12 protein-coding genes are annotated in these 13,879 nt (G+C 46.6%); 4 read left to right on the top strand and 8 right to left on the bottom strand.

Annotated features, from left to right (window positions below; genetic code table 11):
• Positions 1-83: 83 nt before the first annotated feature.
• Positions 84-818, bottom strand: coding sequence for an anti-sigma factor (locus tag ACQ4M5_RS16210; RefSeq protein ID WP_430676679.1), 735 nt, complete (start codon positions 816-818; stop codon positions 84-86).
• 5 nt (positions 819-823) lie between these two features.
• Positions 824-1,387, bottom strand: coding sequence for a sigma-70 family RNA polymerase sigma factor (locus ACQ4M5_RS16205; RefSeq protein WP_430676678.1), 564 nt, complete (start codon positions 1,385-1,387; stop codon positions 824-826).
• Between the two features lie 207 nt (positions 1,388-1,594).
• Here ACQ4M5_RS16205 and ACQ4M5_RS16200 point away from each other — a divergent pair, with 207 nt between their 5' ends.
• A complete protein-coding gene (locus ACQ4M5_RS16200; protein ID WP_430676677.1) occupies positions 1,595-2,134 on the top strand; it encodes a thioredoxin family protein in 540 nt (179 codons plus the stop codon).
• 295 nt (positions 2,135-2,429) lie between these two features.
• Here the strand turns inward: ACQ4M5_RS16200 and ACQ4M5_RS16195 are convergent, their stop codons facing one another.
• Together ACQ4M5_RS16195 and ACQ4M5_RS16190 are read right to left on the bottom strand one after the other, a co-directional pair.
• Positions 2,430-2,990 (bottom strand): thioredoxin family protein, encoded by a 561-nt coding sequence (locus ACQ4M5_RS16195; protein WP_430676676.1) that lies wholly within the window; start codon positions 2,988-2,990, stop codon positions 2,430-2,432.
• Positions 2,991-3,013: 23 nt separating this feature from the next.
• Positions 3,014-3,751 carry an HAD family hydrolase gene (locus ACQ4M5_RS16190; RefSeq protein WP_430676675.1) on the bottom strand — a complete coding sequence of 246 codons (738 nt, stop codon included), beginning with the start codon at positions 3,749-3,751 and terminating at the stop codon, positions 3,014-3,016.
• Positions 3,752-3,837: 86 nt separating this feature from the next.
• Here ACQ4M5_RS16190 and ACQ4M5_RS16185 point away from each other — a divergent pair, with 86 nt between their 5' ends.
• Positions 3,838-4,608: a hypothetical protein gene (locus ACQ4M5_RS16185; RefSeq protein ID WP_430676674.1), complete on the top strand. Its 771-nt coding sequence runs from the start codon at positions 3,838-3,840 to the stop codon at positions 4,606-4,608.
• A 208-nt stretch (positions 4,609-4,816) separates the two neighbouring features.
• Here the strand turns inward: ACQ4M5_RS16185 and ACQ4M5_RS16180 are convergent, their stop codons facing one another.
• On the bottom strand, positions 4,817-5,851 hold the full coding sequence (locus ACQ4M5_RS16180) for a molybdopterin-dependent oxidoreductase (protein WP_430676673.1): 1,035 nt from the start codon (positions 5,849-5,851) through the stop codon (positions 4,817-4,819).
• 87 nt (positions 5,852-5,938) lie between these two features.
• Between ACQ4M5_RS16180 and ACQ4M5_RS16175 the strand changes: the two genes are divergently transcribed.
• Positions 5,939-7,444: a protein kinase domain-containing protein gene (locus ACQ4M5_RS16175; RefSeq protein ID WP_430676672.1), complete on the top strand. Its 1,506-nt coding sequence runs from the start codon at positions 5,939-5,941 to the stop codon at positions 7,442-7,444.
• A gap of 204 nt (positions 7,445-7,648) precedes the next feature.
• Here the strand turns inward: ACQ4M5_RS16175 and ACQ4M5_RS16170 are convergent, their stop codons facing one another.
• The 3 genes from ACQ4M5_RS16170 to ACQ4M5_RS16160 all read right to left on the bottom strand — a co-directional run bounded on the left by ACQ4M5_RS16170 (position 7,649) and on the right by ACQ4M5_RS16160 (position 11,214).
• On the bottom strand, positions 7,649-9,994 hold the full coding sequence (locus ACQ4M5_RS16170) for an HD family phosphohydrolase (protein WP_430676671.1): 2,346 nt from the start codon (positions 9,992-9,994) through the stop codon (positions 7,649-7,651).
• 94 nt (positions 9,995-10,088) lie between these two features.
• Entirely contained in the window at positions 10,089-10,895 is an 807-nt protein-coding gene (locus ACQ4M5_RS16165; protein ID WP_430676670.1) for an inositol monophosphatase family protein, read from the bottom strand.
• Between the two features lie 52 nt (positions 10,896-10,947).
• The gene (locus tag ACQ4M5_RS16160; protein WP_430676669.1) at positions 10,948-11,214 is read right to left on the bottom strand and encodes a type II toxin-antitoxin system Phd/YefM family antitoxin; all 267 of its coding nucleotides are present in this window, start codon (positions 11,212-11,214) and stop codon (positions 10,948-10,950) included.
• 232 nt (positions 11,215-11,446) lie between these two features.
• Between ACQ4M5_RS16160 and recQ the strand changes: the two genes are divergently transcribed.
• Complete coding sequence (gene recQ, locus ACQ4M5_RS16155; RefSeq protein ID WP_430676668.1) at positions 11,447-13,699, top strand: DNA helicase RecQ; 2,253 nt, start codon at positions 11,447-11,449, stop codon at positions 13,697-13,699.
• Positions 13,700-13,879 lie beyond the last annotated feature (180 nt).

Genomic DNA, 13,879 nt, shown 5'->3' with positions numbered 1-13,879 from the left:
GTAGTCGTTGATTGCCACATCCGCCCATGATTTGCAATCACGGGCGGATGCAACCGCAGCGATGCGTCTCAATAAAGCATCCTCTAAATCTTTGAAGTCAAAACAGCTTTCCCTTCATGGCGCTGAGGAGCCGCTGCATCTTCCGCCGTGACCGCCACCCGCGTGACCAATTCCCCAGTGCGATACACTTTTGGCACTGGAATCGATTGGGTCGCATTTCCCTGAGCGTCCACAGTGAACGCTACCGTCAAAATCGCATTTTGACTATCCACTGTAAAGGGCGCTTCTGGCTTGAGAACCGTCCAGAGCGCATACACTTTTCCGGGTGGCAACGGAGGCAAATTCTGAACCGTTAACGTCGCCTCCAGTCGATTCGGGTCAACCTCAAATTTTGCTGAGGCGGTTTTTGCGCGTTCTGTGCCTTGAAGGGCAAAAACTATGTCCTTGAGTTCTCGATTCTCAGCCTGGTATTGAAGCAGCGATCGATGTAAGGAATAGTTGTTCATCCCCAAGGTGAGAATCAGTCCGGCAGCAATGACATTCAGGATTCCATTCCAGGGAATCGATCGACGAGTCCGAACACGACGGGGAGCAACGGACGCATTGAGAATCGCTGAACGTAAATAGGCAGGTGGGGTGACTTCGGGCGGGTCATACGTGACTTCGAGGGCTTGCTGCATTTCTTCGACCTCTTGAGCGATCGCTGGATTTTGTGCTAACAAACGCTCGAATTCCGCCGACTCAGCCGGATCAAGATCGCCGAGGACATACCCAGCGATCAAGAGTTCTAAGTGTTCTGAAGACATCGACGGAGGCATAGAGATTAAAGAAACTCAACGAGGAGTTGACGAAGTTTAAGCAGGCTACGGCGGGTACGGGTTTTAACGGTTCCAAGGGGAAGATTTAGCTGAGTGGCGATTTCGGATTGACTAAAGCCTTCGTAGTAGGCGAGTTGTAAGAGTTGCTGTTCAGATTCGGACAGTTGGGCGAGGGCAGATTGGACTTCTTCGGATTGTTCATTGCGGAAAATTTGCTCGAATGGGGTGTTTGGGGTGGCTTCGGGAGTATTGGGTTTTAGACGCGCTAAGAATGATACGGATGAGTTGCGCGATCGTATTCGATCAATCGATCGAGATCTTGTCAAAACTGCGAGATAAGTCTTGAGGGAACCGCGTTTCGGGTCAAAAGAATTTGTTCGAGTCAGGCTTAAAAATACGTCTTGCAAGAGATCCTCAGCTTCTTGAGGGCTGCCCAATGTCTTCAAAGCAATTCCATACACGAACGCGCTGTATCGATCGTACAAAATTCCCAGTGCAGATGACTGCCCCGCCTTCATCGCAGAATAAATTTCTGCATCAGTTCGATTGTCAGGAAGATCAGGGGGCATAACGATCGGATCACGCTCGACGAGAACGATTCAAGAGTGGAAATTAACTTAGCATTCGAGGGTTTTTTTAGCATTCGTACTGTGAAGGTTCAATTTTTGGGCAGTTGTATGCGATCGAACCTTGCTGATTTTTCGACCCGCAAAATGTTAGTTTTCCAAGCAAGCTGGTCTATAACTGGAAAGACAAAATTGTTTCAGTTGCTACGTATGGACAGTCCCCTTATTGGTCAATATGCACCTGATTTTGAGCTTCCCGGTACGGATGGAGCGATTCACCACTTAGCACGATATTTGGAACGTCATCGTGCGATCGTGGTTGTTTTCATTTGCAATCACTGTCCGTATGTGAAACTGTATCTCGATCGATTAAACCAACTCCACACTGAATTGCAATCTCAAGGAGTGGCAGTCATTGGCATTAATCCGAATGATGAGAAGCAATTCCCTGAAGATTCTTATGAAAAGATGCTGACCTTTGCAGCCGAGCATCACTTAAATTTTTTATACCTGCGTGACATGAATCAAGATGTAGCGCAATCGTTTAAGGCAGAGAAAACTCCTCATGCGTTTCTCTTGAATCAAGAAGGGATTGTGCAGTATGCAGGCGCGATCGATGATAATGCCCAAGATGCAACAGCAGTGAAAGTGCCGTATCTGAGAAATGCGATCGCGGCTCTGTTGGAGCAAGATGCGATCTCGCCTATTTCGACTGCTCCGGTAGGCTGTTCGATTAAATGGCGGGATTAGGGGGCTGTTCTGAAGGATAGTGATTCATCACACCATCTATTGAATGTTGAAAGCCGATCGTTTATCGACTGAGCCGCCTCACAAACGAAATTGAAGGGCGATCGTTCATCGCATCAATCGCCCCTCGAATGGAATTCGGGGCTATCGGAACAAAGTGGGTTAGAAACCCACTGAAGAGTTTGCTACAAAAGGCTTTCAGTCCACTGAAGGGGACTTTGTTCCGATAGACCGCGATTTCCAATCACGGGCGGAATGCAATCGAAGCAATGATAATTCTCATCCGGTTAAAGAGCTTTTATGATTTTTCAACCACTTGGCTACCATGACTACGCGGATCATCCGCTTTCGTGCCAACTGGACTTGAAAACGCTGAAGTTTGACCAATACTCTGAGCGTGAGGAAGTTCTAAACCCGTTGAAAGTGCGACTAGGTTCTCTTCTACGATCGATTTCGGTTGTTCTCCGATGGCTTGCGCGATCGCAGTTCCTTTTTGATCCATGTAAACAAAGTGAGGAATGCCATCGACACGATAATGCAGAATTTCAGGTAGCCACTTCTCGTTATCGACATTCAGCATGACGAAATTAATGCGATCGCCATAACTATTTTTGAGCGATTTCAATTCTGGAGCCATTGCCTGACAGCTTGTACACCAATTCGCGTAGAACTCCATCAGAGTCGGTTTGCCATTGGTCAGCGCAACTTCCAGCGGAGTGGAAGCGGCGGACATTTCATTCAGGGAAACGCCTGTAGTTTGGGTGCGGAGTCCGAGTGCCATCGCGATCGAAAGTGCGATCGCGGCGAGAACAATTAAAAAGTTGCGGACACGAGCCGCTGTGGGGGTTGAAGTTTCCATAATTCATTTCTGTCTTGCCTCTTCTAGAGTACCGCGTCCACGAATTCACAGAATCCTAGACCTTCGGGTTGAGTCGTGATGTAAGCGGGTAACTGCTGCAATTGAGTTTGATAGTGCTGGATATTTGCAACCCCGATCGACATCGGAAATTGAAATAGACTTTCATCGTTCGGGCTGTCTCCAACGGTTGCGATGTGCTCTAATTTGTATTGAGAAAAGTGCTTTTCTAGAACTTTTAATAATCCTTGTGCCTTGTCTTGATCTGCTAATTTAATGTGGCATTGAACATTGCTGTACGTGAACCCAAAACCGCTTCTTTGACAAAGCGAATTTAATCGTCTGAGATCCTCAAGACTTAATCTAGAAACGTCGAAAGTCCAATCTGTTAAACGAAACGCATTATCGTGTGACTCTTGAATTTGAGGGAAGTACGATCGCAGTTCTAAAAACAATTCCGCCAACTTCTGACGATGCAATTTCACATCAGGAATCGGAACTAATAACTCTTGCGTTTCACCTTGATAGAACAAACCGCCATTTTCCGCGATCGCACCGACGATCTGTAAATAATTCACGAGTCCGCTCACCCATCCTGCCGATCTTCCAGTCACAATCAGCACTGCAATTCCAGCTTGATTTAATCGATCGAATGCCTGCAATAACTGAGGCGTGAATTTTTGATCGATCGTCAATGTGCCATCCATATCCGTGGCGATCAATTGGATTGAATTCAAATTAGCAGCACAATTTAGCGGTTTCATTTTTTAACTTGCAAAAATCACTTAGTCATTCATTGTTTCATCTGGGCACTCTGAAAGCGAACGATCTTCGTCCTGAAATAAGTCCTATGTCGCTTCAGATAGTTTCCCCCCTGCTGGCTCAAGCTGCTAAACCTGTTAAAACTCAACCCGCTTCCAGACCTCCCCAGGCTGCACCCAATAACATCTGGATGATGGCTTCGGGTGGACTTTTCTTGCTGCTCGTGGTCTTGGGTATTTTTTCTACACTTCAAGCAAACAAGCTGAAAAAGCAAGTGAAATTTGAAATGCTGAAGAATCGGGAATATCAGAAAAAACTCAAGTACGCAGTCGAAACGATCGGGAAAATGGAGCGCAACCCCGATTTGATTCACTCCCGCGAGTTTAACTTGGACTATCTGCGGATGCGGATGGCGGAAGAAGTCTTTCACTTTGCGATCGTCAATCAAATCAAAATCAAAGTCAAAGATAAAATCACGATGGCATTGCGCCCGACTCAAGCAAATCAGGGCGAAATCGGGATTGCCAGTACAGGTCGCCAAGTCGATGAAATCTTTGATGTGTTGTACAAAACAGGCGAAACGGCACAATCAACGAGAGTTCTATTCCGCATTCAAATTAAGATTCTCAAGCTCCCGACTCAGCCCACTTCAGTGACGATCAATCAGATCATTGATTGTTTTGAAACCTTCCTGAGTCCAACGCACGAGAATGATACTTGGCAACCTGCGATTCAAGGCAGAATTGCCAATATGCGCTGGGATCAGACTGCGAAACCGACTCCGCTTTTGGTGTTAGAACAAACTCAGGAAGGCTCGAATGTGACCTTCAGAACCAATCGGATGGCGAATAAATCTTAGAGGGTGTTTGAGAGGTAGGCGTTCATCGCATGAACCGCCCGGAAATGAATCTCCGGGCTAATGGAAGAAACTCCGCTAAAGCGGACTCAGAGGGCGATACAGAGTTCTTAGCCCAGTTTAGTGGGCTTCCCCCGATTAGCCCGGAGATTCATTTCCGGGCGAACTCGCAACGCAGCAAAGCCGCTTTTTATATTTCTCAAACACCCTCTTAGGCTTGCAAAGTCGCCTGAATTCGTAAGATTCCAGAACTGCCATCTTTACCGTTGGAATCGTCGATCGCTTGTTGCTGCCGTTCCGAAGTCGATCGCGCGAGTAGCGTATATTTTCCAGCCTGATTCGGTTTCCAGAGATATCGCCAAAGTGTCCATTCATGCGGCGATTCTGGGCGATTTTGTTCTGCCGTTTGCCAGGTTGAACCGTTATCAGTGCTGATTTGAATCGTTTTGATCGGAGTTGATCGATCTAATGCGACTCCCGCTAATAAAACGCCTTGATCCCATTTATCGCGTGTCAAGGTGACTTGATGTTGCTTGTTCCACACTCGCGAATCTTGTACCTGTCGCATCAATGAATGAGTGGGAATTTCTGCTGTATTTGACCAGCCTTGATTTTCCCAGAATCCCGTTTTCCGTTTCGCGATCGCTTCAATTCCAACAATCCATTTCGGTTGTTTTTGCCCAAAATGCCCCGGAATCAAAATTCTCACGGGATATCCATGATCCGGCGTTAGTGGCTCTCCATTCATTCGGTGAACTAATCGCACTTCTGGGCGCAGCAATTCCGCCACAGGCAAAGTCGTTTCATACCAATCCGCGCCCTTCATCGCAAACTCGATCGCGCTTGGTTTCACGCCTGCTTTTTCCAAAAACGGTAAAACCGGAGTGCCTGTCCAACGCGCATTTCCGATCAAATTCCCGCCTGTTGGATTGCCGATACATTCCATTGTCAGGTAAAACTCTTCCTGCGGCGCGTTCAAAATGTCTTGCAGGGTTAGCTCGATCGATTGATTCACTTCGCCGCCAATTTTCAGTCGCCACTGGTCCGCATTTACCTGAGACGGCAGCGCATACGACTGCACATAAAATTCGCTCAACGGCGTGATCAAATGATCCGGCAGAGGCGCATTCGGATCAAGTGAGAATAAGAGATCCATCGGTTTCGATTGACAGCCGCCCAGAATGCTTGCCGCAATTAATCCGCCTGATGTTTGACCTAATAATTTTAGAAGTTCTCGACGGTTCACAGATTTGTGCGATCGCTACAGTGAACCTATTCTAAGCGGTTGACGCTAGAAAAAGCGTCTAAGTAATTCCGCCCAAATTAAAATCCAGTGATAGAGTTGATTAGCGTCATTACCGTTCACCGCGTTATGGGATTACCGCTTCCTGATGGCACGATCGTTCAAAACCGCTACCGGATTCTGAGAGTTCTGGGGCAGGGCGGTTTTGGGCGCACGTATTTGGCACAAGATACAAATCGGTTTAATGAGACTTGTGTTCTAAAAGAATTCGAGCCGCGATCGCAAGGTTCAAAACACGCTGACAAAGCCGAAGAACTCTTTACACGGGAAGCCAAAGTCCTCCATCAACTCCAGCACCCTCAGATTCCGCAGTTTCGCGAACTGTTTCAGGTCAAAACGCAGAATCGAGAACTCTTGTTCTTGGTGCAGGACTATGTAGAAGGCAAAACCTATGAGGAATTGCTGAACGATCGCATCAAGCAAAATCTCACGTTCAGCGAACAAGAAGCAGTTCAATTGCTGCAACAGCTTTTACCAGTTCTCGAATATATTCATCGATCGGGCATTGTTCACCGCGATATTTCCCCCGATAACATCATTCTCAGAGAATGGGATCAAAAGCCTGTTTTGATTGATTTTGGAGTGGTGAAAGCGGCGGCAACTCAAGCCGTTCATTCGGCTCAAACCTTAGTTGGCAAACCAGGATATGCACCTGTTGAACAACTCCACAAAGGGAAGGCGGAACCCAGTAGCGATCTCTATGCGTTAGCTGTCACGATCATTGTTCTGCTTACCGGACGAGAAGCACAATCACTGTTTGATCCGCGATCGCTCAACTGTGAATGGAAAAAGTACGCGAGAACTTCTCCATTGTTTGCTCAAGTGATCGATCGAATGTTGAACACTCGACCCAGCGATCGATATTCTTCTGCTCAATCGGTGTTAGATGCGCTGTCAATGGTGTCTCCGATCGTCACAGTTCAATCCTCGTCCTCGAAGCTTGCACCACAATCCACCACACAATCGGGAACAGTCGCATTAGCAGGAAGACGGCAGTATCGATCGACAATGGCAACGACTGGATCTTATCCGCGTCCTTGGTTTGAAGCTGCGTTTGATCTGCCGTTAGCTTTGATTAATGGAACTTACAAAGCGCTGAAATCTGCATTTCGTTTAATGTTTGGCATTGTTCGATTTACAGTATTTGGAATCTCTAAGCTAGTTCTTAAAATCCTGTTCTGGATTTTAGCGATCGTGAGTCTGATCTGGCTCGTACCGCAAGTTTTTCCCTATGTAGCGCGATCACTTCCGAGTCTTCCGAGTCTTCCGAGTCTTGATAAGGTCGTGCCAAGACCGCAGACCGCTCAAGCAATCGACTATGAGGAAGAATGTCGCAAACTTGGAATTGACTATGCTGCGTTTATTGCTGAAGTCAACGATCGATTTTACCGGAAATATCCCGATCGACGCGGCAAACCCTTGAGCCAGGGTCAAGCAGATGAAAGGTTACGAAGCGAGTGGCATCGAATGGCTCAGAGTTTGTTGGATCAAAAAGCAGCAGAACGTCGATCGCAGGGAAAAGTAGCTGAATTTTGATGCAGGTTCGTTCACCCGTGAACCCGCCCGGAAATGAATCTCCGGGCTAATCGAGGGAACCCCACTGAAGTGGACTGAAATTACGGTCTTAGGGGGCTTCAGCCTCCTTTCTCCCATTAGCCCGGAGCGTTTATCTCCGGGCGGACTCAATCGCAGCGACAGATCATCATCGACGCAAAATTTTGCACATACTCTTTGATGCAACTATTTCGCTTTCGGATAAACAATACGTTGATGGTTTGACTGTTGCCACACTTGGACAAAAACTTGCGCGATCGTACTCATCTGCGATCGCGTTAATCCTGATTCATCTAACTGTCCATCTTTCCATCTTGCTGCCAGAATCTTATTAATCATATTCAAAGCTTCTTCAGGTGTGGCATCTTTGAGCGATCGGAGTGCTGCTTCACAAGAGTCCGCTAACATCACAATTCCCGTTTCGCGTGATTGAGGAGCAGGTCCGTCATAGCAAAAAGCTGATTCATCGATCATTATAGATGAATCAGCTTTTGCACGTTGTTGAGCTTGATGATAGAAATACGCGATCGACATTGTACCTTGATGCTCTGGAATAAAAGCTTGAACAGCTTTTGGTAATCTCGCTCGACGTGCCATCACAATCCCTTCGGTGACGTGCTTTTTGATAATGGCAGCACTGATCCACGGATCATCGATCGCATCATGTTTGTTTGCGCCTCCCATTTGATTCTCAATAAAGCCCAATGGATCGTGCATCTTACCAATGTCGTGATAAAGCGTTCCGGTTCTGGTTAGCTCGACATTACAACCCAGTTCACGGGCTGCCGCTTCCGCAAGATTTGCTACAAACAACGTGTGTTGAAAAGTCCCAGGAGTCTCTGATGCTAAACGTTTGAGTAATGCACGATTGGGATTAGCAAGCTCTACTAAGCGTAAAGTAGTCACCACGTCGAATAGATGTTCTAGATAAGGACTAATGCCGATCGCAACAATACTCCAAGCAAGTCCCAACAATGCTTCTAAAACAGCACGACCGAGTAAGCTATACCAAACCACTCCAGACATTGCACCTAATAGCAGATAGAGTAAACCCTGAGTAATCCCAACTCCTAACCCAAGAAAAGCGAGTTCTTCACGCGATCGTACTCTGGCAGCGAGTACGGCTACAATCAATCCTGCGATCGCACTCGGAACCCATTGCATCAAGCTCAGTCCCATCCCGATCGGCAACATCACTGTAAGCAATCCCACACCTGTAATTGCAAGAACTGAGCCGTAAAACGTACCCATCAAAAAGCTAATTGCAGGGAGATTCGTTGAAGGTGCATTGATAATCACCATTAATGGCGTGCTCAAGCACATCAATCCAATTAACCAATAGTCTCGATTTCTTAGTCCTTTCGGGTGATAGCGCTGCTCTAAGACCCAGAACAAGGTCACTGTCCCGCCCACCAGTCCCCCAAACCCAATCAGCCCCAACCAACTTGTTTCACGCCGACTCAAACCAAAATAGTCCAGCACCATAAAATTGTGTGCTGAAATCTCTTGTCCATTTTTGACAATTACTTCTCCCTGCCGAACTTTAATCCGTACAGGTTCTACTTCTTGCGCGGCTTTTTCGGCTCTCAATCGTGTTTGTTCTTCATCTTTGATTAAATTCGGTTTAAGGGAAGCTAGAAGAACTTTTACTGCGATCGCTCTTGTTTCGGATGGAATTGCACTTTGAACATTTAAGCTAATCGCAGTCTCTAACTGGCTCTGACTCAATCCCGGTGAAATTCCTTGTGCCAACATGCGATCGGTAATTTGCATCACTTCAGCCTGCATTTTTTGCCAAGCTGCATCAGGAATTTCAAACAACGTTGAATCATACGGAGATTGGGTAAGCGCGATCGTGGCTGCATATTTTTGTCGCGCTTCAGCAATTCGATTCGTCAAACCAGACAATCCATCAAATGAAGTCTGATTTCGATAGCGCATTAACTCGATCGCGGCTTTGCGTTGTAGTGGATCATCGAGTTTATCGATCGGATTAACATTACGATCTTGAGTTGCAGTGACGATCGCTTTCCATTCCCATTCTTCTGCTTTGCGGAGATATAACTGAGTTGGTTCCGAAAGTATTTCTGTTTCGATGTAAGGAAATTTCCCAATCTGTTGCCGTAGCGTGACTCCTTTTGCTAACTGAGCTTGAACGGTTTGTCTCGCTTGATCAGATGCAATCACATCCAGCATGAACATCGGAACTGAAATATTTCGGGCAGCATTCCGTTTTTCTTCAGTCGCTTCTTTGTCTAAAATACTGGCATTACTCGGTGCTGTGATCGTATCAGTTGCAGTCTTACCCACACTGAGACGCGGTTGATTGTAGAACTGTCGCCCCAATGCACCTGTAAACACGATCGAGGTTGCAATAATAATGATCGGTGCGGGAATCGTCGGCTTGCGAGTAAGGTTCCGAAGCGCCTTGACTCGTTGAAGCGATCGCACTGATGCAGAATGCCGAAGATGACTTCCACCTTCGCTGCAAATTCGCTGGAGTTGTTGCGCCCAAGAGCGAAGGGAATTCATCACACTGCTCACCACTGATGTGTTGTGTTTGTTGTGTTGTGTTTGTGCTGCGATCTAACGATTTATTATAGGAGCCAAGCGACAAATCGAATTTTTACCTGTTCGATTGTACGTATAAAAGTTCACCACTTAGGCGATCGTGTATTCTGCCATTCGTCGCCAAGATTCTGCCAGAAGAAAGCTCGATCGGGGTTTGATCATAAGCGCTGACTTTCCCGCCTGCTTCTTCAACCAGCACAATTCCCGCTGCAATATCCCAAAGTGACAGTCCTCGCTCCCAATAGCCATCAAGTCTTCCGGCTGCAACATAAGCTAGATCTAACGCTGCGGCTCCATCGCGTCGAACTCCTTGAGTGAGATGTGTCAGATGGCAAAACTCCGGATAGTTCGTATCTGGAGTTTGTCGTCGATCGTAAGCAAATCCCGTAACTAATAAGCTTTTTTCTAGCTCAGTAGTCGATGAAACTCGAATCGATCGACGATTACAAGTCGCGCCCATTCCTTTCGCGGCTCGAAACAATTCTTGCTGAATCGGATTGAACACGACACCGACTTGCGGAATTCCTTCGATCAGAAGCGCGATCGACACTGCGACACAGGGATATTGATGCGCGTAATTGGTTGTACCGTCCAGCGGATCGATTGCCCAGAGAAATTCACTTTGTCGATCGCCCAGTTGCCCAGATTCTTCCGCCAAAATTGGATGCTCTGGCACGTGGCGCTTTAGAACTGCAAGAACGGCATCTTCCGCTGCTCGATCGGCTTCGGTGACTAAATCTCCAGGGCGACCTTTTTCGCGAATGTCTTCGAGTTTACCCCAATGCGTTTGGAGAACGGCTCCAGCACTCAGAGCAGCTTCAGTTGCGATGTCGAGAAAAATTTCTAATTGACGAGAATTCATAGAATCAGGGCAAAAGGCTCTCGTTATTCTATGATCCTGGGAAGAAATGCGATCAATCTTCTAGTAATCGCTTCTGTACTTCAGCCCAAGAAATTGTTTCTCCTCGTTCCGCCTCAAGAATGCTTTGTTGAAGCTTATTCGCAAATTCTCGATCAGAAAGAATATCAACTGTTTCCAGTAGAGAGATCAATCGCTCATAGCTCATTAATGTGATCACAGGTTGATCATTCTGAGTAATGATAATTGGCTCATCAGTTAACTCGTTTGGTAGATTTGGAAGTTGTTCCTGTGCTTCAACGATCGTTAAGCGTTTAGGCATAAAAATAGTGCAAGCTGTACGACTAATTTAGCCTAAATCGTAGGTCTAGTCTAGAATTTTAGTTAAATCTTCGCTCGAACTCGCGCCCGCATTTCTTCGGGAAGGTATTTCACTGACAAATCAAACTCCTGAAAATTTCTTGTTATCCTGGACTGGTACTGCTATTCTATTTCAGTCGCGCTGCTCCAGCAATTGGGGCATCCTAAGCAGTACCATTGCTGATGCCTGAATTATGTCCACTTCTTCCCCGACTGCACTCGAATCTTTATCGCTTGAAGAAGCACTCAAACATTATTTTGGGTATGACAGTTTTCGCCCAGGACAACGGGAAATTATTGAGCATACATTATCCAATCGTGATCAGTTGGTGATTATGCCAACCGGGGGCGGGAAATCGATTTGTTTCCAGCTTCCGGCATTGCTTAAACCCGGATTGATGATTGTGGTGTCGCCGCTGATTGCATTAATGCAGGATCAGGTGGAACTGTTGCGCGATAACGGAATTGCAGCCACGTTTTTGAATAGTAGTTTGTCGTCTGAAGAACGTCGATCGAGAGGTCGCGCTGTGATGGAAGGACGAATTAAATTACTCTATGTTGCACCAGAGCGATTGTTAAGCGAGGACTTTCTCCAAGGGGTCATGCCACATATTACAGAGCGGGTGGGAATTTCGGCATTTGCGATCGATGAAGCGCATTGTGTGTCTGAGTGGGGACACGATTTTCGACCGGAATATCGACAGTTAAGCGTATTACGATCGCGCTATCCGAACATTCCAATCATTGCGCTGACTGCAACGGCAACTGAACGAGTTCGAGAAGATATTGTTAATCAGTTGAACTTACATCAGCCTCGAATTCATGTTTCGAGCTTTAATCGGACTAATTTATACTACGAAGTTCGACCAAAGACTAAAACGGCTTATCAGGACGTTGTTAAACATATCAAGGAAACACCAGGTTCAGGCATTATCTATTGTTTGAGTCGGAAGCGAGTTGAAGAGATTGCAACAAGACTCAAGCAAGATGGAATTTCTGCTTTGCCGTATCATGCAGGACTAAATAACGAAACACGCAAAGAGAATCAGACGCGATTTATTCGGGATGATGTGCGGGTGATGGTGGCTACGATCGCTTTTGGCATGGGAATCAATAAGCCCGATGTTCGATTTGTAATTCACTATGACATTCCGAAGAACATTGAAGGGTACTACCAAGAATCGGGACGGGCGGGGCGAGATGGAGAACCTTCGACCTGTACTTTGTTTTATAGCTATGCCGATGTGAAAACGATCGAGTTTATCATTTCACAGAAAGTTGATCCGAGCACCGGCGATCCACTCGAAGATGAGCAGCGGATTGCAACTCAACAATTGCGTCGAGTGATCAACTTTGCAGAAGCTACAGAATGTCGGCGAACGATTCAGCTTTCTTACTTTGGTGAAAACTTTCCAGGCAATTGCGATAACTGCGATAACTGTAAGTTTCCGAAGCCTGTTGAAGACTGGACAGTTGAAGCGCAGAAATTTCTCTCGTGTGTAGCGCGATTTGCTCAACGGGGTCGGACGTTTGGAATGGTTCACACGATCGATGTTCTACGCGGTTCTAAAAGTAAGCGAGTCTTGGACAATCATCATGAGACTCTAAGCACTTATGGAATTGGCAAAGATATCAGTGCAGAAGATTGGAAAATGTTGGGTCGATCGCTCATTCATCAACGATTAGTAGATGAGTCGAGTGATGGTTATTCGGTTCTGAAACTGAATGATTTAAGTTGGGAAGTGCTGCGGGGAGAGCGGAAGGTTAGTATCGCAGTCGATAAACCGAAACCTGCACTCACCGTTCAGCAGATTGCACCTGTGGAGACACCGGAATCTGAGGAATTGTTCGATCGTCTGCAAAAACTTCGGAAACGTCTTGCTGACGAACAATCCGTTCCGCCGTATGTAGTGTTCTCGAATGCGAGTTTGCGATTGATGGCACAGCAACAACCTCAGACTAGACAACAGTTCTTGAATATCTCTGGAGTAGGAAGCCGCAAGCTGGCACAGTATGGAGATGTGTTCTTAGAAGAAATTCGATCGTTTAGACAAGAAATTGGTTTACCTGTTCAGACTGAGACTGCACCCGAACCGAAAGTGACTAAGCTCGATTCTACTCCTGTGCCACCCGGTGCAAATGAAGCGACTTATACGCAGCTTTATACGCTTGAATTGTTCCAGCGAGGCATGAAGCCATCAGACATTGCAGAGGAACGGAACCTGCGATTAAGCACTATCATGACGCATTTAGCAGAGTTGATTGAGATGAAATATCCGGTGGAACTCGATCGATTAGTTCCGAGCGATCGACAAGCGAAAATTCTTGAAGCGGTTCAGCAAGCGGACGAGTTTTCGTTGGCTAAAATTCGCGATCGCTTAGATGAAACTTATGGTTGGGATGAAATTCGACTTGTGCGATCGTGGTGGAATGCTCAGAACAATTAAAGAAGTGAATTTTGGTGAGTTCGTTTACCCGCTATTTCGCCCGGAAATGAATCTCCGGGCTAATTGAGGAAACCCCTCTGAAGAGGGCTGAAAATGCGCTCTTAGGGGGCTTCAGCCTCCTTGCTCCCATTAGCCCGGACGGTTTAGCGCCGGGCGGACTGTATTGCAGCGACAGACCCG

The sequence above is a fragment of the Leptolyngbya sp. AN10 genome (assembly GCF_050565645.1).
Classification (GTDB): Bacteria; Cyanobacteriota; Cyanobacteriia; order Leptolyngbyales; family Leptolyngbyaceae; genus Leptolyngbya.
The sequence above is the reverse complement of the archived record's forward strand: the minus strand, read 5'-3'. Positions and strand labels throughout refer to the sequence as shown.

Bases quoted from the DNA above. Each gene is read 5' to 3' on its own strand.
- ACQ4M5_RS16210 (WP_430676679.1), bottom strand. From the start codon at position 818: ATGCCTCCGTCGATGTCTTCAGAACACTTAGAACTCTTGATCGCTGGG.
- ACQ4M5_RS16205 (WP_430676678.1), bottom strand. From the start codon at position 1,387: ATGCCCCCTGATCTTCCTGACAATCGAACTGATGCAGAAATTTATTCT.
- ACQ4M5_RS16200 (WP_430676677.1), top strand. From the start codon at position 1,595: ATGGACAGTCCCCTTATTGGTCAATATGCACCTGATTTTGAGCTTCCC.
- ACQ4M5_RS16195 (WP_430676676.1), bottom strand. From the start codon at position 2,990: ATGGAAACTTCAACCCCCACAGCGGCTCGTGTCCGCAACTTTTTAATT.
- ACQ4M5_RS16190 (WP_430676675.1), bottom strand. From the start codon at position 3,751: ATGAAACCGCTAAATTGTGCTGCTAATTTGAATTCAATCCAATTGATC.
- ACQ4M5_RS16185 (WP_430676674.1), top strand. From the start codon at position 3,838: ATGTCGCTTCAGATAGTTTCCCCCCTGCTGGCTCAAGCTGCTAAACCT.
- ACQ4M5_RS16170 (WP_430676671.1), bottom strand. From the start codon at position 9,994: ATGAATTCCCTTCGCTCTTGGGCGCAACAACTCCAGCGAATTTGCAGC.
- ACQ4M5_RS16165 (WP_430676670.1), bottom strand. From the start codon at position 10,895: ATGAATTCTCGTCAATTAGAAATTTTTCTCGACATCGCAACTGAAGCT.
- ACQ4M5_RS16160 (WP_430676669.1), bottom strand. From the start codon at position 11,214: ATGCCTAAACGCTTAACGATCGTTGAAGCACAGGAACAACTTCCAAAT.
- recQ (WP_430676668.1), top strand. From the start codon at position 11,447: ATGTCCACTTCTTCCCCGACTGCACTCGAATCTTTATCGCTTGAAGAA.